The following is a 19,166-nucleotide window of genomic DNA, read 5'->3' as shown; positions in this document are numbered from 1 at the left end:
GTCGGAGGCGGTAGAACATAGAGCCGTGAGCCGTTTCGACGAGCCCCTGACGAAGGCGCTCGACCCGAAGACCGCCAAGCTGCTGCACAGTGTGCTCGGCCTGGAGACGGTCGGCGACCTGTTGCGCCACTATCCCCGGCGCTACGCCGAGCGCGGCGAGCTGACCTCGCTCGACGCGCTGGAGGTCGACGAGCATGTCACGGTGGTGGGCGAGGTGACCCGGCTGATGCGCAAGCCCATGCGCAATCGCGGCGGCACCTGGCTGGAGGTCGAGGTCGTCGACGGCAACGGCAACAAGATCTACCTGTCGTTCTTCGGCAAGGGCTCCCATGTGGCCGAGTCGCGGCTCAAGCCCGGCCGGCGCGGCATGTTCGCCGGCAAGGTGGGGCTGTTCGGCTCGCGCACCAGCCCGCGCTGGCAGCTCTCGCACCCCGAGTTCGAGCTGTTCGAGGAGAGCGGGGCCGCCGTCGAGGAGTTCGCGGCGGCTCCGGTGCCCATCTATCCGGCGGGCAAGGACCTCACGCCGTGGGCGATCCGGCGGGCCGTCGGCGTCGTGCTCGACACGCTCGGCACGCTCGACGACTCGCTGCCCGCCGAGCTGCGCTCCCGCCACGGCCTCCCCGAGCTGGGCGACGCCCTGGTGGCCATCCACCGGCCGAAGGACTTCGGCGACGTCCAGCGGGCCCGCAAGCGGCTGAAGTTCGACGAGGCCTTCGTGCTGCAGGCCGTGCTGCTGCGGCGTAGGCAGGCGGCGACGGCCTGGCCCGCCAAGCCGCGCCCGCTCAGGGGCGACGGGCTGCTGGCCGACTTCGAGGCCCGGCTGCCGTTCCAGCTCACCGAGGGCCAGGCCGAGGTGGGCGTGGAGATCGCCGCAGACCTGGCGCTGGAGCATCCGATGCACCGGCTGCTGCAGGGCGAGGTCGGTGCGGGCAAGACCGTGGTCGCGCTGCGCGCCATGCTCCAGGTGGTCGACGCGGGCGGGCAGGCCGTCCTGCTCGCCCCCACCGAGGTGCTCGCCCAGCAGCACCACCGCTCGATCACCGGCATGCTGGGCGACCTCGCCCAGGGAGGCATGTTCGGCGGCACCGCGGTCACCCTGCTCACCGGCTCCATGGGCGCCGCCGCCCGGCGCTCCGCCCTGCTCGACGCCGCCTCCGGGACGGCCGGCATCGTCGTCGGCACGCACGCCCTGCTCCAGGAGCACGTCCAGTTCGCCGACCTGGGGCTCGTGGTCGTGGACGAGCAGCACCGCTTCGGGGTGGAGCAGCGTGACGCCCTGCGCGAGAAGGCCGGCGAGACCCGGCCGCACGTCCTGGTCATGACCGCCACGCCGATCCCGCGCACGGTCGCCATGACGGTCTTCGGCGACCTGGAGGTCTCCACGCTCTCGCAGCTCCCCTCGGGGCGCGCGCCCATCACCACCCACGTCGTCCCGGCCGCCGAGAAGCCACACTTCCTGGAGCGCACCTGGGAGCGGGTCCGGGAGGAGGTCGCTCTGGGCCGGCAGGCGTACATCGTCTGTCCCCGCATCGGCGACCTGGAGGGCGACGAGGGAGATCTGGCCGCCTCCGGCTCCGGCGAGGAGGACCGCCGTCCGCCGCTCGCCGTCCTCGACGTGGCGGAGCTGCTGTCCGAGGGGCCCTTCCAGGATCTGCGCCTGGGAGTCCTGCACGGCAAGCTGCCGCCGGAGGAGAAGGACGCCGTGATGCGCTCCTTCACCCGGGGCGAGCTGGACATCATGGTCGCCACCACCGTCATCGAGGTGGGCGTCGACGTCCCCAACGCCTCCGTGATGATCATCATGGACGCCGACCGCTTCGGCGTCTCCCAGCTTCACCAGCTCCGCGGCCGGGTCGGCCGAGGCGGGCTGCCGGGCCTGTGCCTGCTGGTCTCCGACTTCCCCGCGGGCACCCCGGCGCGGGCCCGCCTCGACGCGGTGGCCGCCACGCTGGACGGGTTCGAGCTGTCGAGGGTGGACCTGGAGCAGCGTCGCGAGGGTGACGTGCTGGGGGCGGCCCAGTCGGGCAAGCGGTCGTCGCTCAAGATGCTGCAGCTCCTGCGCGACGAGGAGGTCATCGCCACCGCCCGCGACGAGGCCGCGGCCCTCCTGGCCGACGACCCGGCGCTGACCTCCCATGAGGCGCTCCGCGCGGAGATCGGCCGGCTGCTGGAGGACGAGCGAGCCGAATACCTCGAAAAGACCTGACCCGGCCGATCATGCGCGAAGCCCGCCCCGGCCGAGGCGGCGGGGTGCTGGTCGCGGTGGGCCGGGAATCTTGTGAAGGGCCCAGCCGCGGGGACGGCCTCCCCCCGAATGCCGTCCCCGGCTGGGCCCACCCTCGGGTCAGGTGCCGAGGGAACCGGCGTGCGGAAGGGCTCACGATCACGCCGGTCGGCCTTCATCTGGGTCACCTCGAAGGCCGCAGACCTCATCTTGCTGACTCGGCCGGGCAATGTGAATCACCCTTGCGCAGTCGAGGCCGACACTTGTCCACTCTTGACCTGCGTCGTTATGCGGAACAATGGCCGACATGACTCGGATCATCGCGGGGAGCGCAGGTGGGCGACGGCTGGAGGTGCCGCCGGGGCGCGGGACCAGGCCGACCAGTGACAGGGCGCGAGAAGGGATCTTCTTGACGCTCGACTCCCTGTACGGGCTCCGGGGGGCTCGGGTGCTGGACCTGTACGCGGGTTCGGGGGCGGTCGGGCTGGAGGCGCTGTCGCGGGGGGCGGCGTGCGCCGTGATGGTCGAGTCCGACGCGAAGGCCGTGCGGACGATCAGGACGAACGTCAGGGCGCTGGACCTGGGCGAGGCCGAGGTGGTGGCCGACAAGGTGGAGCGCTTCCTGAGCAGGGGCCCGGCGGGCCGGCCGGGGGACGGGCCGCCGATGGAGGCGTTCGACATCGTGTTCGCCGATCCGCCGTACGCCGTCTCCGACGACGAGGTGGCCGGAGTGCTGGCGCGGTTGCGGGACGGCGGCTGGCTAGTTGATGGTGCTTTGGTGGCTTTCGAGAGGGAAAGCAGGGGAAAGCCGCTGATATGGCCTGAAGGTTATGTTGAGGAGAGGGTCCGCAGATATGGCGAAGCGTCCGTTTGGTACGGTCGCGCGGCCGGAGTATCCGTGGACCGCTCGTAGACCTGGGAGGCGTTTTGCGGCGCGTTGTCTGCCCGGGGTCGTTCGACCCCATCACCAACGGTCATCTCGACATCATCGGCCGGGCCGCCCGGTTGTACGACGAGGTGACGGTGGCCGTACTCATCAATGTCGAGAAAAGTAGCCTTTTCACCGTCGACGAGCGGATCGAGATGCTCCAGACCGTGACCAAGGAGTATGCGAACGTCAAGGTCAGGAAGTTTCACGGCCTGCTGGTCGACTTCTGCAAGCAGAACGAGATCCCGGCGATCGTCAAGGGGATCAGGGTCGTCAGCGACTTCGACTACGAGCTGCAGATGGCGCAGCTCAACTACCGGCTGTCCGGCGTGGAGACGCTGTTCATGCCGACCAACCCCGAGTACTCGTTCCTGTCCTCCAGTCGGGTGAAGGAGATCGCCCGTTATGGTGGGGACGTGTCGGGTCTCGTCCCTGACCTGGTGCACACGCTGCTCATCGAGCGGCTCAGGGGCTGACGACGACCTGGTATCCTTTCATTTCGGCCTTGTACGACGGCGACTAACTCGCCATGCCTAGCGAGAGCAGGATGACTCAGCACCTCAACCTCCGCTCCCCTTGGGTGATCTCCACTCACGACCTGGGAAAGCGGCCGGGCACAATGCGAGAGATCACCCTGTCCCTCCCGGCACCGGCGGATCTCGGCGTCGACATGATCGGTGTCCCCAAGGATGCCGAAGTCGAGCTGGACCTTCGGCTCGAAGCAGTGATGGAAGGCGTGCTCGTCTCGGGCACGGCGCAGGCCCCGCTCACCGGGGAGTGCGCGCGGTGCCTTGACCCGTTGACCTCCGATATCGAGGTCAACCTGCAGGAGCTGTTCTTCTACACCGACGAGGACGCCTCGGAGGATGATTCACTGCTCGACGGAGATCTGCTCGACCTCGAGCCGACATTCCGCGACGCGGTGGTGCTCGCACTGCCGTTGAGCCCTGTGTGCGGCGACGACTGCCCCGGGCTCTGCACGGAGTGCGGGATCAAGCTGGCCGAGGCCGGCGAAGATCACCGGCACGAGAATATCGACGCCCGATGGGCGTCGTTGCAAGGTCTGGTTACCGAGAACGATAACGATCAGGAGAAGTGACGTGGCCGTCCCGAAGCGAAAGATGTCGCGGAGCAACACCCGCGCCCGTCGCTCCCAGTGGAAGACGACTGCTGTCGCCCTGGTGAGCTGCCCGCAGTGCCGTTCGCCTAAGCAGCCGCACATCGCGTGCCCCACCTGCGGCACCTACAACCGTCGTCAGGTCATCGAGCCGTCCGCCTGATCTCGCGAGTTGACGTGATGCCGACCGGGTGCCATTGTGCCCCGGTCGGCGTTACCGTTTCAGGTGCGTGCGGTGGCGGTCTCGCCCGCGGCCGTGGTGGACGCCGGGGCTATGTTCCCCCGACGCCCACCACGTTTTCGGGCATCTTCCGCAGCCGTCACGTCAGGTGAAGATGTCTGAGGAGGAAAGACGTGGGCGCAGGTCCTAAGCCAGTGGCCGTCGAGGTCGCCAGAGACGAGCTTGAGCGAGTGCTGGGGGTCGTGCTCGACCCCGACATCCTGGAGCGGGCGCTGACGCACCGCTCCTACGCCTATGAGAACGGCGGCCTGCCCACCAACGAGCGCCTGGAGTTCCTCGGCGACTCGGTGCTGGGCCTGGTGGTCACCGACACCCTCTACCGCAACCACCCCGACCTGCCCGAAGGGCAGCTCGCCAAACTGCGGGCCGCGGTGGTCAACATGCGCGCCCTCGCCGACGTGGCGCGCGAGCTGGGCCTGGGCCGGTTCATGCGGCTCGGCAGGGGCGAGGAGGGCACGGGCGGGCGCGACAAGTCCTCGATCCTGGCCGACACGCTGGAGGCGCTGATCGGCGCCGTCTATGTCGACAAGGGCCTCGACGAGGCGTTCCGGGTCGTCCACGTGCTGTTCGACCCGCTGATCGTCCGCTCGGCCTCACTGGGTGCCGGGCTCGACTGGAAGACCTCGCTGCAGGAGCTGACCGCCTCCGAGGCGCTCGGCGTGCCTGAATACCACGTCGAGGAGAGCGGCCCCGACCACGCCAAGTCCTTCACGGCCGTGGTGCGGGTGGGCGGCGAGTCCTACGGCGACGGGACAGGGCGCAGCAAGAAGGAGGCCGAGCAGCAGGCGGCCGAGGCGGCGTGGACGCGCATCAGGGCCCGCCGCGAGGAGCGCGAGAGCCAGCCGACGGGCTGAGCGACGAAGGACTGGCGGGCGGCGTCCGAAGTGAGGTCTTGGTTTGCCTGAATTGCCGGAAGTCGAGGTTGTCCGGCGTGGTCTCGCGCAGTGGGTCATCGGCCGTGAGATCGCCTCCGCCGAGGTGCTGCACCCGCGCGCCATCAGGCGTCACGTGCCGGGCGCCGACGAGTTCACCGCGCGGCTCAAGGGCCGCACGGTGCTGTCCGCCGAGCGCCGTGGCAAATACCTGTGGCTCCCGCTTTCGGGGGCCGAAGAGGCTCTTCTGGCCCACCTGGGGATGAGCGGTCAGCTGCTGGTCGTGGACCAGGACTCGCCGCTGGAGAAGCATCTACGGGTCCGCCTCCGGTTCGAGGACGGCGGCCCGGACCTGCGCTTCGTGGACCAGCGCACCTTCGGTCACGTCATGCTCACCGCCCTGACCGGCGGCGTGCCGGAGCCGATCTCGCACATCGCCCCCGACCCGTTCGAGGAAGCGTTCGACGAGGCCGAGTTCACCCGCAGGCTCAGGGCCAAGCGCACCGAGATCAAGCGGGCGCTGCTCGACCAGTCGCTGATCAGCGGCGTCGGCAACATCTACGCCGACGAGGCGTTGTGGATCGCGCGCCTCCACTGGTCCCGCCCGACCCAGACGCTCACCACCCGGAAGATCGCCGAGCTGCTCGCCGCCGTGCGCGCCGTCATGGGTGCCGCCCTCCAGCAGGGCGGCACCTCCTTCGACAGCCTGTACGTGAACGTCAACGGCGAGAGCGGCTACTTCGACCGCTCCCTTGAGGCGTACGGCCGCCGCGACCTGCCCTGCTCCCGGTGCGGCGCCCCGATCAGGCGTGAGGCGTTCATGAACCGGTCGTCCTACTTCTGCCCCAGATGCCAGCGACGATCCCGCTGACCACGGCGAGAGCCGCTCCCAGCCACATCACCGCAGAGGTCGACACACCGTCCACGACCCGGCCGCCGGCGAACGCGCCGAGTGCGATGGAGACGTTGAACGCGCTCACGAACAGTGCCGTGCCCATCTCGCCGCCACCCGACCGCATGATCCACAGCTGCAGCGAGACTCCGACACCGCCGTAACCGAGCCCCCAGATCACCAGCAGGGCCAGGCCCATGGGGGACACGCCGGTCATCGGCAGTGCCGCCATGGACAAGGCCATGAGGGCGGCCAGGGTGATCAGTACCGCCCGGGGGCTCCTGGCCGCTCGTGCGCCCGCGGCGAAGTTGCCCACCACGCCTGCCGCGCCGTACAGGAGAAGGGCGGTGGTGATGAGGGCGGGACCCGCGTGCGAGACCTGCTCCATGAACGGCCGGAGGTAGGTGTAGGCCGCGAAGTGGCCGGACACCATCAGCACGGTGAGGACGAGGATGACCTTGAGGGGACGCGAGAGCCACGCCAGACGCCCGTCCGGCGTCTGAGCGTCTGTACGGTCCTGCAGCGGCCCGGACGCCGGGAGAAGCCGCTCGGAGGTGCGGGCGGGCGGCTCGGGCGTGTGGGCGGGAGGTTCGCCCGGTAGCGCTGGGAGCGTCGCGAACAGGAGCGCGAGCAGGGCCAGGGCTGCCAGGCCCATGGCGGCGAACGCGGTGCGCCACCCCGCGAACGACGAGAGGAACGTCGCCGCGGGCACCCCCAGCACCGACGCCACGGACACCCCGGCCAAGATGATCGAGGTCGCCCGGCCGACCGACCGTGCGGGCACCAACCGCACGCCCAGGCCGGCCGCGATGGCCCAGAACCCGCCGATGCTCACCCCGGTCAGCAGCCGGGCGATCAGCATGACGGCGTAGTTCGGGGCGAGCGCGCCCGCCAGGTTGGCCACCGCCAGCAACGCCATCAGCGCGAGCAGCGTGACGCGCCGGTCGAGCCGGCGGGTGGTGACCGCCAGCACGGGCGCGGAGACGGCGGCCACCAGGCCGGGAGCCGACATCATCAGCCCGGCCGTGCCGTCGGACACCTCCAGGGTGGACGCGATCGAGGTCAGCAGCCCGACGGGCAGCATCTCGCTGGTCACGATGGTGAAGGTGCCCGCCGCGACCGAGGTCACGGCGAGCCAGCGCGCCCGCGCGCCGGTCAGAACGTCAGAGGTGGTCATGCGCCTCAGCCTTCTGACTTCCGCCGCCGGGAACAACGACGAAGCGCGAAGGCTTGGTTTAGGCAGGCTAAGCGATCGACCGGAGGCGCCGATGGAGTTCAGGGAGCTGGAGTGCTTCGTCATCCTCAGTGAGGAACTTCACTTCGCGCGTACGGCAGAGCGCCTCTATCTGTCGCCCGGCCGGGTGAGCCAGCTCATCCGCTCGCTGGAGACCAGGATCGGCGGCCGGCTCTTCCAGCGGAGCAGCAGGCAGGTGCGTCTCACCCCGCTCGGCGAGCGTTTCCTGGCTGACCTGCGGCCCTCCCTCGACGGGCTGGCGAGCGCGGTGAGCCGGGCGAAGGCCGCCGCCCGCGACGTGACGGGGGTGATCAGGGTCGGTTTCCTGTCCACGCCCACGGACGTCGTCACGGGCAGCGTACGGGCCTTCGAGAGCCGCCATCCGGAGTGCGCGGTCGAGTTGGTGGAGATCCCGCTCTCCGACCCGTTCGGCAAGCTGCGGGCGGGGCACGTGGACGTCGCGTTCACCCTGCTGCCGGTGGACGAGCCCGACCTGGTGACGGGTGGTGGGCTGAACCGGGTCGCCTACCAGCTCGGCGTCTCCACCCGGCACCCGCTGGCCGGCCGGGCGGGCATCGGCGCCGAGGAGTTGGCGTCCCTGCCGCTGATCGGCCTGGAGGGTCCGGCGCCGCTCGCTTGGCGGGAACGGGTCACACCCTCCGTCACGCCTTCCGGTCGTCCCATTCCCCTGGCGGGCAGGGTCGCCACCAGTCAGGAGGGCCTGACCCAGGTGGCGCTCGGCCGGGGCGGCATGCTGTTCTGCACTCCCACGGCGGCTCATCACACCCGTCCTGACGTCAGCTTCGTCCCCGTCGCGGGGCTGCCTCCGTCTATCCTCGGTCTGGCCTGGGTGAAGTCGGCGGAGACGGCGGCGATCCGGGCGTTCGACGAGGCGGCGGCCGGACACGCGGTGGGGACGGCCGCCCTGGTGGCGTGAGACCGAGCGGGAGATCGAATGCCGCAGGACAGCGAGGACATCCGGATGACGGCCTGGGTGCGGGGCCACGTCCAGGGGGTGGGCTTCCGATGGTGGACCAGGGCACGGGCGCTGGAGCTCGGCCTGGCAGGATGGGCCAGGAACACCGAGGACGGCCGGGTGGAGGTGGTCGCGGAGGGCCCCAGGCAGGCGTGCGTCAAGCTGCTTGACCTGCTGAGAGGTTGCGACACGCCGGGGAAAGTCGATGGAGTAGTGGAACGTTGGAGCGAACCCCGAGGTAGTTTGGGCGGTTTTGTCGAACGGTAGCCGCTTTCGATAAACGCCTCAAATAGGGTATAGTTGTATGTCGGGAGTGCCTGGTGTGGGGCATCAGCGGTTGCTCGACTTGACCGCCCACACTGCCGGTGCGACTCTTGTTAGGTACCACGCGCACCCCTCCCGCGGAATAAGAAGTGCGCGAACCAGTCTGGTCACTCAGCGTGGAGGACCCTTTACCATGGCGAAGGCTCTACTCGGCCACGTCGGCGGTCCTGATCCTCGAATGGTCTCGGAGATGCGCCGGTTGCAGCAGCGTATCCGTGATCTGGAGGCAGAACTCATCCGACTTCAGGCCCACAATGACGCTCTTGCGGCGCAAACCCGCGATGAGGCTCTCAGCCGAATGCAGGAGCGCGAGCCGGCACTCACCTGAGAGTGATCGGAGCGCAAGATCCAGGGACGTCTCGATGAGGCGTCCCTTGTTATTTGTGCTGATTCGAACAAGTATCGGACCTTTTCGCGTCTCCCGGCGGACTCCGCCACGGCCGCCAGCGATTGACGGTCGGGACCAGTAGTCTTTTCCGGAGTCCGTCCAGGGAGAAGGGGTCCGTGCGTGTATCTGAAGACCCTCACCCTGCGCGGATTCAAGTCCTTCGCCTCGGCGACCGCCCTGCGCTTCGAGCCGGGGATCACCTGCGTCGTCGGCCCCAACGGCTCCGGCAAGTCCAATGTCGTCGACGCCCTGGCCTGGGTCATGGGCGAACACAGCGCCAAGTCGCTGCGCGGCGGCAAGATGGAGGACGTCATCTTCGCCGGCACCTCCTCCCGGCCGCCGCTGGGCCGGGCCGAGGTGACGCTGACCATCGACAACTCCGACGGCGCGCTGCCGATCGACTACACCGAGGTCACGATCAGCCGGCTGATGTTCAGGTCGGGCCAGAGCGAATACGCCATCAACGGCGACACCTGCCGCCTGCTCGACATCCAGGAGCTGCTCTCCGACTCCGGCATCGGCCGCGAGATGCACGTCATCGTCGGCCAGGGCCAGCTCGACGCCGTCCTCCACGCGGGCCCAGAGGACCGCAGGGCCTTCATCGAAGAGGCCGCAGGCGTGCTCAAGCACCGCAAGCGCAAGGAGAAGGCGCTGCGCAAGCTGGACGCGATGCAGGCCAACCTGACCCGCGTCCAGGACCTCGCCACCGAGCTGCGCCGCCAGCTCAAGCCGCTCGGCCGCCAGGCGGAGATCGCCCGCAAGGCGGCCGTCATCCAGGCGGACCTGCGCGACGCCCGGCTGCGCCTGCTGGCCGACGACGTCGGCATCCTGCGCGTCACCCTGCGGCGCGAGGCCGCCGACGAGGCCGCCATCCTGTCCAGGCGCGCCGCCGTGGAGGCCGGGCTGGCCGAGGGGCAGCAGCGTGAGGCCGCCCTGGAGGCCGCCGAGGCCGAGACCCAGCCCCGCCTGGCCGCCGCCCAGGAGACCTACTTCCGGCTGTCCTCCCTGCGCGAGCGCATCACCGGCCTTGAGCAGCTCGCCGCCGAGCGCCACCGCCACGCCGTCGACGCCGCGTCCATCGAGCGCCGGGGCCGCGACCCCGAAGAGCTGGAGCGCGAGGCCGCCGAGGTCCGCGAGCGCGAGCTGATCCTGCGGGCCGAGCTGGAGCAGGCCCAGGAGTTGCTGGAGGAGGCCGTCGAGCGGCGGGCCGAGGCCGAGTCGGCGCTGGCCGCCGAGGAGCGCCGGCTCGCGATGGCCGCCAGGGCCGCCGCCGACCGGCGCGAGGGCCTGGCCAAGCTGCGCGGCCAGGTGGACTCCGTACGCAGCAGGTCGCGTGCCGCCGAGGAGGAGATCGGCCGCCTGCAGCGGGCGGTCGCCGAGGCCGTCGAGCGGGAGCGGCGCGCTCGCGAGGACCTGGAGGCGGAGCGGCTGGAGGAGCCCGCCGCCGATCCCGCGCTGGCCGAGGAGCTCGCCGCCGCGCAGGGGCTGGTCGAGGAGGCCAAGCTGGTCGCCGACGAGACCCGCGCGGCCGTCGAGGAGGTCAAGGCGGCGCTCGACGCGCCTCGCGCCGCCCTCCAGGCCGCCAGATCGGGAGTCGGTACGGCCCGAGCGGCCGACCAGGAGGCCCAGCGAGCCGTGGCGGCCCTGCGAGCCCGCCGGGACGCGCTGGAGCTGGGGCTGGCCAAGGGCGACGGCGGCGCTGCCCTGCTGGAGGCCGACCTCGCCGGAGTGCTCGGCCCGCTGGCCGCCTCCTTGCAGGTGGTCCCCGGCGCGGAGCCGGCCGTGGCCGCCGTCCTCGGCCCGCTCGCCGAATCGATCGCCGTCACGTCCGTTGGCACCGCCGTGGACGCCCTGGAGCTCCTCCGCGCGAAGGACGCCGGCCAAGCGACCCTCCTCGTAGCCACCCCACCCTCTCCCACCCCCGGCACCCCCAGCGCTTCTCCTGCCGCCGGGTCTGGGGAGTTCGGGAGTGCGCCGGGGGGTGGGCGGTGGGTGGTCGAGCTGGTGAGCGTTCCTGAGCGGTTGCGGCCGGTCGTGGAGCAGGTGCTGGCCGGTGTCGTGGTGGTGGCCGATCTTGACACCGCCCGGCAGGTCGTCGAGGGCCGTCCCGAGTTGCGTGCCGTCACCACCCGGGGTGACCTCGTCGGCGCCCAGGTCGCCAGCGGCGGCTCGGAGGGCGGCACGTCCGTGCTCCAGGTGCGCGCGGCGCTCGACGACGCGGTCGCCGATCTGGCGGACGCCGAGGCGACGGCCGAGCGGACGGCGGTCGCCTACGACGAGGCGGTCGCCGCCGAGCAGGCCGCGCAGGCGGCCGTGGAGGCGGCGCAGGCGCGGGTGAGCGAGGCGCAGGCGGCCGTCAGCACCGCCCAGGCGGGGCTCAGCTCCGCCCAGGGCGCGCTGGACCAGGTCAGGGCGCGGCAGCGGGAGGCCGACCAGCGGGGCGCCGCGGCGGCCAGGCGGCTGGCGCAACTCGAAGCCGCCGCCGACGCCGCCCACCAGGAGGCCGAACGGCTGGGCCGGAGCGTCACCGCTGCTCAGGAGGCCCGCGCCGATGGGCTGGAGGAGCTGGCCGAGCTGGAGATCCGGCTGGCGGAAGCCGAATACTCCCAGGAGCTGGAGACCGAGCCGACCACCGAGGCGCGGGAGGAGCTGGCCGCGGCCTGCGAGACGGCCAGGCAGCGCGAGGTGGAGACCCGCCTGCGGGTCCGCACCGCGGAGGAGCGCGTCAAGGGCATCGAGGGCCGGGCGGACGGCCTCGTCCAGGCCGCGCAGCGGGAGCGCCACGAACGCGCCCAGGCGGCCGCTCAGCGGGCCAGGCGCAGGCAGCAGGCAGTGGTCGCCGAGGCCGTCAGCAAGGGCGCGCAGCGGGTGCTCGCCGCCCTGACGGCGTCCATCGGGCTCGCCGCCGCCGAGCGTGACGAGGCGGACCTGACCAGGGTCGCCGTCGACGCCGAGCTCAAGCAGGTACGCGTGCGCGTCCGTGAGCTCGGCCAGGAGCTGGACAAACTGGTCAACCGGGTGCACGGCAGCGAGGTCGCCCGCACCGAGCAGCGGCTCCGGCTGGAGCAGCTGGAGCAGCGGGCGATGGACGAGTTCGGCGTCGACGCGGAGGCGCTGATCTCCGAGTACGGCCCCGAGGCCCCGGTGCCCGGCGACCCGCCCGTGCCGTACGTGCGCGAGGAGCAGGAGAAGCGGGCCCGCGCGGCCGAGAGGCAGATGCACCAGCTGGGCAAGGTCAACCCGCTGGCGCTGGAGGAGTTCGCGGCGCTGGAGGAACGCCACGCCTTCCTCACCTCGCAGCTGGAGGACCTGAAGAAGACCCGGCGCGACCTGATGACGGTGGTCAAGGAGGTCGACGACCGGGTGCAGGAGATGTTCGGGTCGGCCTTCGAGGACGTGGCCCGCGAGTTCGAGCAGATCTTCGGCAGGGTCTTCCCCGGGGGTGACGGCCGGTTGATCCTCACCGAGCCCGACGACCTGCTCACCACCGGCATCGAGGTGGAGGCCAGGCCGCCGGGCAAGAAGGTCAAGCGGCTCTCGCTGCTGTCGGGCGGCGAGCGGTCGCTGACGGCGGTGGCGTTCCTGATCTCCATCTTCAAGGCGCGGCCGTCGCCGTTCTACGTGATGGACGAGGTGGAGGCCGCCCTCGACGACACGAACACGCAGCGGCTGCTGATGCTGTTCGAGGAGTTGCGGCAGAGTTCGCAGCTCATCGTCATCACGCACAACAAGCGCACGATGGAGATCGCCGACGCCCTCTACGGCGTGTCGATGCGCGGTGACGGTGTGACGCAGGTGGTCAGCCAGCGGCTGCGCGAGCGCGAGCCCGCCTGATCAGTCCCGGCGATCCGTGTGGCCTTGTGCGGAGTATGCCGGACGATCTGGAAAACTGACATCTTGTGGATGGTTACCTCGGCGTCATAGTGATCGTGGTCCTTGTCGCCCTCGTGGCGGCGGGGAGCCTGTTCCTGCTCTTCAAGCCCGGAGGCAAGGCCGCCCCGCCGGTCGAGCCCCCCGAGACGCTCCCGCTTCCGGAGGACATGGAGAAGCGGCCGGCGGGGGCCGGGGAGGGAGAGGGGGCCACCACCACGCTCCCGCCGCCGCCTCCGGCGGCCGAGCCCGCCGTCGTGGTGCCGGAAGTGGAGGTGCCGCCGCCGTCCGCGGGCCGGATGGTGCGGCTGCGGTCCAGGCTGGCCAAGTCGCAGAGCGCGTTCGGCAGGGGGCTGCTGGAGCTGCTGTCGCGTGATCGGCTCGACGACGAGGTCTGGGACGAGATCGAGGAGAGCCTGATCACCGCCGATGTCGGGGTCGGGCCGACCCAGGTCATGGTCGAGGAGCTGCGCACCAAGTCCAAGGTGCTCGGCAGCCGCTCGCCGCAGGAGGTGCGGGCGCTGCTGCGCGAGCAGCTCCTCATCCAGATCGATCCCGGTCTCGACCGTACGCTGCGGGTGGCCAAGCACGGCGAGCGGCCCGCGGTGGTGCTGGTCGTGGGCGTCAACGGCACCGGCAAGACGACGACCACCGGCAAGCTCGCCCGTTCGCTGATCGGCGACGGCAAGAAGGTCGTGCTCGGCGCGGCCGACACCTTCCGCGCGGCGGCGGCCGACCAGCTGCAGACCTGGGGTGACCGGGTGGGCGCCGACGTGGTGCGCGGCCCGGAGGGCGGCGACCCGGCGTCGGTGGCCTTCGACGCGACGGCCAGGGGCATCGAGGAGAAGGTCGACGTGGTGATCGTCGACACGGCGGGCCGGCTGCACACCAAGACCGGCCTGATGGACGAGCTCGGCAAGGTCAAGCGGGTCATCGAGAAGAAGGCGACCGTGGACGAGGTGCTCCTCGTCCTGGACGCCACGACGGGCCAGAACGGCATGCGCCAGGCGCAGGTGTTCGCCGAGGTGGTCAACATCACCGGCATCGCGCTGACCAAGCTCGACGGCACGGCCAAGGGCGGCATCGTCATCTCGGTCCAGCGTGAGCTGGGCGTCCCGGTGAAGCTCGTGGGGCTCGGCGAGGGGCCGGACGACCTGGCGCCCTTCGACGCCGAGGTGTTCGTGGACGCCATTCTCGGTGAGTGAAATGTTTTGACTTATTAGGAAATACTCCTTTTCGTTACTTGGCTTGTCGTCGAATCGATGTCGTGCTGACATTGAACGATCTGTCCAGATCGGAAAGGGCGAACATGAAGAAGGTCGTGGTTCATAAGCCGGGCACTGTGAAGTTGACCGGCGCGGCGACCCCCAAGCACGCCGCCTAGCACCCTCATGGCAGAGGGGCGGCGCCAGCGGTGGGGGCGCCGGCCCAGCCGTTGCCCGAGGGAGCGACGCTGAGACAGATCACACTGGACGCGCATCGCGCGCTGAACGGCCCATACACGCTGGCAGGCGCATTGGTGGGCACGCTTTTCGCGGAGGCGTCGCCGGAGCTGGTGGCGGCGCACGACATCGAGATCAGAGCAGTGGCTCCCGCCCTGCGGCAGCGGGTCCCGGCCAGGCGCACGACGCTGGCCGACCGGGTGCCGCAGGAGGAGCGCATCCTCGTCCCCGCGCCCCTGCGTACGCTCAGGCTGGCCAACGGGCTGGCGGAGTTCGTACGCGATCACTTGGCCGTGGCGGGGCCGCTCGCGCTGCGAGCGCTCAACACCGGGCAGGCCGACCCGACCGACCTTGAGCTGCTGGCGGTCCTGGAGCGGCGGGTTCCGGCGCTCACGATCGTGCGTGAGCCGTCCGGGCCGCCGCGCCCGCCGCCGTCCTACGCGCCGGGCGCCGAGCTTGACCGCTTCCGCAACGAGGGTTTTCACCACGCGATGGCCGAGGCGGGCGCGGCGCTGCTGCCGACGCTGCGGGAGGACGGCGAGCCGTGGTGGACGCTGCTGCACCGCACGACCACCGCGCTGGCCGCCCTCGACCGGGAGGACGAGGCCCGCGACCTGCTCGACCATGCCCGCCAGGTGGGCGCCGACCCCAAGCACCTCGCCACCGCGGCCTACGCCACGGCGATGCTGCTGGTCAGGCATCACGACCAGGGCAGGCGTGACCCGGAGGAGGCGGCGGCCTGGATCGATCGGGCGGTGGCGCTGACCTCACGGCTGCCCGAGCGTGGCGAGCGGGCCTTCCACCTGAGCTTCGACCTGAACGGCAAGGCGCTCGTGGAGGTGCGCCGAGGGCGCCCCGAGGAGGCGATGCGGCTGGTGCGCGCGGCGATCGAGCTGGCCGAACGCGATCTCGAACCCGGCCGTCATCCGGTGCACAAGCTGGTGCTGCGGGCCAACCGGGCGCAGCTCACGGCCATGCGGGGCGACCTGGAGGGCGCGCTGCCCGACCTGGACGCGGCGATCGCGGCCGACCCCGGCTACCCCGACTACTACCTCGACCGCGGCAACCTGCTGCACCGGCTCGGCCGGCCGGAGGAGGCCGTGGCCGACTACGAGACGGCCATGCGGGCAGGCCCGCCCTTCCCCGAGCCCTATTACAACCGCTCCGAGGTGCGGTACGCCCAGGGCGACCTGGCGGGGGCGCTCGCCGACCTGGACTACGCGATCGAGCTGGACCCCGGCTTCTCCGACGCCTACGTCAACCGCGCCGGGCTGCTGGTGGCTCTGGACGAGCTCGACCGGGCCAGGGCGGACGCCGAGCGCGATGCGGGCAACCCGTTCCTGCTCAGCGTGCTGGGCCAGATCGAGACGGCACAGGGCAACCTGGTGGAGGCACGCAAGGCGTACGACTCGGCGTTGGAGCGGGCTCCCTCGCTGGCCGTCGCCTGGGCGGGGCGGGGGGCGCTGGCGTTCGAGGAGGGCGACGCGCAGGCGTCGGTCTCCGACCTGGCGCGGGCGATCGAGCTGGAGGACGGCGCTGAGGTGCGCTTCAACCGCGCCTACGCGCTGCGCGCGCTCGGCCTGACCACCCAGGCCCGCGCGGACCTGCTGCGGGCGGCCGAGCTCGCCCCCGACGACGAGGATGTACGGCAGGCGCTGGCGGACCTGCCCTGACCACGGCGAGTCCGGCGGTCACGGCCTGCCGGGAAGCCGCCGAGGGCGCGGCTTCGGCGCAGTTACGGGCTCTTGATGAGGTGGTCCGGGGAGGGGCGGCGGTGGGGGCCGATCGGGATGACCAGCGGGGTGCCCGCCACCGGGTCCTCGATGACCTTGGCGTCCAGGTCGAACACCTCGCGCAGCAGGTCCTCGGTGAGGACCTCGTGCGGGGCGCCGGAGGCGATCACCCGGCCGTCGCGCATCGCCACCAGCCGGTCGGCGTAGCGGGCCGCCAGGTTGAGGTCGTGCAGGACCATCACGATGGTCCTGCCGGCCCGCTGGTGCAGGTGGCGGACGAGCTCCAGCACCTCCACCTGGTGGGCCAGGTCCAGGAACGTGGTCGGCTCGTCGAGCAGCAGCAGGTCGGTGCCCTGCGCCAGGGCCATGGAGAGCCAGGCGCGCTGCCGCTGACCGCCGGACAGCTCGTCCAGCGGACGCTCGGCCAGGTCGGCGAGGTCGGTCATGGCCAGTGCGTCGGCCACTGCCGCCTCGTCGTCGGAGGACCACTGGCGGTACCAGGTCTGGTGCGGGTGCCGACCGCGCGCGACGAGGTCGGCCACGGTCAGCCCTTCTGGAGCGGTGGGGGCCTGGGGGAGCATGCCGAGGATCTTGGCCACGTCGCGGGTCGGGGTCCGGTCGATGCGCTTGCCGTCGAGCAGCACCTCGCCGCCCTGCGGTTTGAGCAGCCGGCCCAGCGCGCGCAGCAGCGTGGACTTGCCGCAGCCGTTCGGGCCGATGATGGTGGTCACCGTGCCCGTCTCGATGCCGAGGTCGAGGCCGTCGACGATGGTGCGGTCCCCGTACCCGAGCTTGACGCTCGCGGCCTGGAGTCTCATTTCCTCGCCCTCCAGATGAGGTGGATCAGGTACGGCGCGCCGAGCACGGCGGTGACGATGCCGACGGGCAGCTCCAGCGGGAACGCGGTGCGCGCGATCAGGTCGGCGCCGGTGGTGAGGACGGCGCCGGTGACGGCCGACGACAGCAGTGGCGGCTGCCCGGACCTGGCCAGCCTGAGCGCGATCTGCGGGGCGGCCAGTGCCACGAAGGCGATCGGCCCGGCCGAGGCGGTGGCCACGGCGGCGAGCAGCACGGCGGCGAGGATCATCAGCGTCCTGGACAGGTTCATCCGCACGCCGAGCGCGGTGACGGTGTCGTCGCCGTACCGCAGCGCGTCGAGCGAGCGGGTGCCGAGGAGCGTCAGGGGGAGGAGTACGGCGAGCGCCAGCGCCACCGGCTGGACGTGCTCCCATCCCCGGCCGTTCAGCGAGCCGCTGATCCACACCATGGCCCGGCTGGTGTCGTTGACGTCGCCGACGGTGAGCAGCCAGAACTTCACGTTCGTGAACACGGCGGTGACGCCGATGCCGACCAGGACCAGGCGGTAGCCGTCCAGCCCGCGCCGCCAGGCCAGGCCGTACACGACGACCGCGCCGATCAGGCCGCCGAGCAGGGAGAGCGCGGGGATGCCGAGGGTGGACAGCAGACCGCTGGCGCCGCCGTACGCGCTGCCGCTGGCCACCACCCCGGCCACGACGAGGACCGAGGCGCCGTTGGTGACGCCGAGGATCTCGGGGCTGGCGAGCGGGTTGCGGGCGATGGACTGGATGATCGCGCCGGACAGCGCGAGGGCGGCGCCCACGAGCGCGCCGGTCAGCGCGCGGGGCAGGCGGAGCTCCATGACGACGAAGTGGGCGGCGCTGCTCGGGTCGAAGGTGGCGGCGATCACCTCCGGGACGCTCAGCCGGATGTCGCCGAGGCGCATGTTCAGCGCCATGAGGAGGCCGAGCAGCAGCGCGCCGCCGACCGTCACGCACACGCCGCGCAGGCGCAGCCGCCAGGACAGGCCGGCGATCCGCAGGGGGATGGTCGTCACAGCCGCACCGGCTTCCTGCGGCGCACCAGCGCGATGAAGAAGGGGGCGCCGAGCAGCGCGAGCACCACGCCGACCTCCAGCTCTCCGGGCGGCGCGACGACGCGGCCGATCACGTCGGCGACCAGCAGCAGGACGGCGCCGACCAGACCGGAGTAGGGCAGCAGCCAGCGGTGGTCGGTGCCCGACAACGGGCGGACCAGGTGGGGGACGATGAGGCCGATGAACGCCAGCGCCCCGCAGGCGGCCACCGAGGCGCCCGACAGCAGCGTGACGGCGGTCACCCCGACGGCGCGGGTCATGGCGATGTTCTGGCCGAGGCCCCGGGCGACGTCCTCGCCCAGGGACAGCGCGTTCAGGGCGGGCGCGTTGACCATGGCGAGGAGCAGGCCGGCCACGATGAACGGCAGCACCTGCCAGACCACGTCGGAGCCCCGGGCGGCGATCGAGCCCGCCTGCCAGAACCGGAAGACGTCCATCGCCTGCTCGTCCAGCAGCACCAGGGCGGAGGTCAGGGCGTACAGCAAGGCGCTGACGGCGGTGCCGGCCAGGGCGAGCGTCACCGGGGTGGGGCCGCCTCTGCCGCCGGTCATGCCGAGCGCGAACACGGCGACGCTGGCGACCAGGGCTCCGGCCAGGCCGAACCAGATGTAGGCGAGCACGCCGGAGGCGCCGAGCAGGATGATCGAGGCCACCATCGCGAAGGCCGCGCCCTGCGTGACGCCGAGCAGGCCGGGGTCGGCGAGCGGGTTGCGGGTGTGGCCCTGCATGAGCGCGCCGGCCACGCCGAGCGCCAGCCCGGCCAGCACGCCGAGCACGGTCCTGGGGACGCGCAGCGAGCGGATGATGATGTCGTGCTCGGTGCCGGACGGGGCGGTGAGCGCGTGCCAGGCGTCGCTCAGGGGCACCGGCTTCGAGCCGAGCGTGATGCTCAGCACCACGGCGAGCAGCACACCGGCGAGCATCATGAGGAGGACGAGGAGCCGCCGGTGCCGGATGCCGGGCAGGCTCGGCGCCACGGCGGTCGAACTCACCGATCCCCCTAAGAATTTGCCCGAACCTGGTGAAGTATG

17 protein-coding genes are annotated in these 19,166 nt (G+C 71.4%); 13 read left to right on the top strand and 4 right to left on the bottom strand.

Translation table 11 applies throughout. The features are described from left to right. Positions 1–25 precede the first annotated feature (25 nt). The 7 genes from recG (at position 26) to mutM (ending at position 6,253) form a co-directional block, all read left to right on the top strand. Positions 26–2,206, top strand: coding sequence for an ATP-dependent DNA helicase RecG (gene recG, locus ACTMTF_RS22545; protein ID WP_441112463.1), 2,181 nt, complete (start codon positions 26–28; stop codon positions 2,204–2,206). A 325-nt stretch (positions 2,207–2,531) separates the two neighbouring features. Next, the gene (gene rsmD, locus ACTMTF_RS22540; RefSeq protein ID WP_397004943.1) at positions 2,532–3,137 is read left to right on the top strand and encodes a 16S rRNA (guanine(966)-N(2))-methyltransferase RsmD; all 606 of its coding nucleotides are present in this window, start codon (positions 2,532–2,534) and stop codon (positions 3,135–3,137) included. A gap of 14 nt (positions 3,138–3,151) precedes the next feature. After that, positions 3,152–3,628: a pantetheine-phosphate adenylyltransferase gene (coaD, locus tag ACTMTF_RS22535; protein WP_397004941.1), complete on the top strand. Its 477-nt coding sequence runs from the start codon at positions 3,152–3,154 to the stop codon at positions 3,626–3,628. 71 nt (positions 3,629–3,699) lie between these two features. After that, positions 3,700–4,251 carry a YceD family protein gene (locus ACTMTF_RS22530; protein ID WP_441112462.1) on the top strand — a complete coding sequence of 184 codons (552 nt, stop codon included), beginning with the start codon at positions 3,700–3,702 and terminating at the stop codon, positions 4,249–4,251. Between the two features lies 1 nt (position 4,252). Continuing rightward, positions 4,253–4,432 (top strand): 50S ribosomal protein L32, encoded by a 180-nt coding sequence (rpmF, locus tag ACTMTF_RS22525; RefSeq protein WP_033409409.1) that lies wholly within the window; start codon positions 4,253–4,255, stop codon positions 4,430–4,432. Between the two features lie 212 nt (positions 4,433–4,644). Continuing rightward, positions 4,645–5,364, top strand: coding sequence for a ribonuclease III (rnc, locus tag ACTMTF_RS22520; RefSeq protein WP_397005439.1), 720 nt, complete (start codon positions 4,645–4,647; stop codon positions 5,362–5,364). Between the two features lie 43 nt (positions 5,365–5,407). Beyond that, positions 5,408–6,253 carry a bifunctional DNA-formamidopyrimidine glycosylase/DNA-(apurinic or apyrimidinic site) lyase gene (gene mutM / locus ACTMTF_RS22515; RefSeq protein ID WP_397004937.1) on the top strand — a complete coding sequence of 282 codons (846 nt, stop codon included), beginning with the start codon at positions 5,408–5,410 and terminating at the stop codon, positions 6,251–6,253. Here mutM and ACTMTF_RS22510 read toward each other — a convergent pair. Next, positions 6,201–7,451, bottom strand: coding sequence for an MFS transporter (locus ACTMTF_RS22510; RefSeq protein ID WP_441112461.1), 1,251 nt, complete (start codon positions 7,449–7,451; stop codon positions 6,201–6,203). The genes mutM and ACTMTF_RS22510 overlap by 53 nt on opposite strands. Positions 7,452–7,542: 91 nt before the next feature. Between ACTMTF_RS22510 and ACTMTF_RS22505 the strand changes: the two genes are divergently transcribed. The 6 genes from ACTMTF_RS22505 to ACTMTF_RS22480 all read left to right on the top strand — a co-directional run bounded on the left by ACTMTF_RS22505 (position 7,543) and on the right by ACTMTF_RS22480 (position 16,181). Beyond that, positions 7,543–8,445, top strand: coding sequence for a LysR family transcriptional regulator (locus tag ACTMTF_RS22505; protein ID WP_441112460.1), 903 nt, complete (start codon positions 7,543–7,545; stop codon positions 8,443–8,445). Between the two features lie 18 nt (positions 8,446–8,463). Then, on the top strand, positions 8,464–8,751 hold the full coding sequence (locus ACTMTF_RS22500; RefSeq protein WP_397004931.1) for an acylphosphatase: 288 nt from the start codon (positions 8,464–8,466) through the stop codon (positions 8,749–8,751). Positions 8,752–8,941: 190 nt separating this feature from the next. After that, positions 8,942–9,136, top strand: a complete 195-nt coding sequence (locus tag ACTMTF_RS22495) for a hypothetical protein (RefSeq protein ID WP_225276852.1) — start codon at positions 8,942–8,944, stop codon at positions 9,134–9,136. Positions 9,137–9,316: 180 nt separating this feature from the next. Beyond that, positions 9,317–13,030 carry a chromosome segregation protein SMC gene (gene smc, locus ACTMTF_RS22490; protein ID WP_441112459.1) on the top strand — a complete coding sequence of 1,238 codons (3,714 nt, stop codon included), beginning with the start codon at positions 9,317–9,319 and terminating at the stop codon, positions 13,028–13,030. A gap of 65 nt (positions 13,031–13,095) precedes the next feature. Beyond that, positions 13,096–14,271, top strand: a complete 1,176-nt coding sequence (gene ftsY / locus ACTMTF_RS22485) for a signal recognition particle-docking protein FtsY (RefSeq protein ID WP_441112458.1) — start codon at positions 13,096–13,098, stop codon at positions 14,269–14,271. Between the two features lie 314 nt (positions 14,272–14,585). Continuing rightward, on the top strand, positions 14,586–16,181 hold the full coding sequence (locus tag ACTMTF_RS22480; RefSeq protein ID WP_441112457.1) for a tetratricopeptide repeat protein: 1,596 nt from the start codon (positions 14,586–14,588) through the stop codon (positions 16,179–16,181). A 62-nt stretch (positions 16,182–16,243) separates the two neighbouring features. Here the strand turns inward: ACTMTF_RS22480 and ACTMTF_RS22475 are convergent, their stop codons facing one another. The 3 genes from ACTMTF_RS22475 to ACTMTF_RS22465 are packed head-to-tail and all read right to left on the bottom strand — an operon-like array spanning position 16,244 to position 19,127. Further along, a complete protein-coding gene (locus ACTMTF_RS22475) occupies positions 16,244–17,059 on the bottom strand; it encodes an ABC transporter ATP-binding protein (protein ID WP_441112456.1) in 816 nt (271 codons plus the stop codon). Further along, on the bottom strand, positions 17,056–18,096 hold the full coding sequence (locus ACTMTF_RS22470; RefSeq protein WP_441112455.1) for a FecCD family ABC transporter permease: 1,041 nt from the start codon (positions 18,094–18,096) through the stop codon (positions 17,056–17,058). Before ACTMTF_RS22470 ends, ACTMTF_RS22475 begins: the two co-directional genes overlap by 4 nt. Continuing rightward, the gene (locus tag ACTMTF_RS22465) at positions 18,093–19,127 is read right to left on the bottom strand and encodes a FecCD family ABC transporter permease (RefSeq protein WP_441112454.1); all 1,035 of its coding nucleotides are present in this window, start codon (positions 19,125–19,127) and stop codon (positions 18,093–18,095) included. The genes ACTMTF_RS22470 and ACTMTF_RS22465 overlap by 4 nt, the downstream gene beginning before the upstream one ends. Positions 19,128–19,166 lie beyond the last annotated feature (39 nt).

This window comes from Nonomuraea sp. ZG12, assembly GCF_052068115.1.
Lineage (GTDB): Bacteria > Actinomycetota > Actinomycetes > Streptosporangiales > Streptosporangiaceae > Nonomuraea.
The sequence above is the reverse complement of the archived record's forward strand: the minus strand, read 5'-3'. Positions and strand labels throughout refer to the sequence as shown.

Bases quoted from the DNA above. Each gene is read 5' to 3' on its own strand.
- rsmD (WP_397004943.1), top strand. From the start codon at position 2,532: ATGACTCGGATCATCGCGGGGAGCGCAGGTGGGCGACGGCTGGAGGTG.
- ACTMTF_RS22530 (WP_441112462.1), top strand. From the start codon at position 3,700: ATGACTCAGCACCTCAACCTCCGCTCCCCTTGGGTGATCTCCACTCAC.
- ACTMTF_RS22510 (WP_441112461.1), bottom strand. From the start codon at position 7,451: ATGACCACCTCTGACGTTCTGACCGGCGCGCGGGCGCGCTGGCTCGCC.
- ACTMTF_RS22505 (WP_441112460.1), top strand. From the start codon at position 7,543: ATGGAGTTCAGGGAGCTGGAGTGCTTCGTCATCCTCAGTGAGGAACTT.
- ACTMTF_RS22500 (WP_397004931.1), top strand. From the start codon at position 8,464: ATGCCGCAGGACAGCGAGGACATCCGGATGACGGCCTGGGTGCGGGGC.
- ACTMTF_RS22495 (WP_225276852.1), top strand. From the start codon at position 8,942: ATGGCGAAGGCTCTACTCGGCCACGTCGGCGGTCCTGATCCTCGAATG.
- ACTMTF_RS22475 (WP_441112456.1), bottom strand. From the start codon at position 17,059: ATGAGACTCCAGGCCGCGAGCGTCAAGCTCGGGTACGGGGACCGCACC.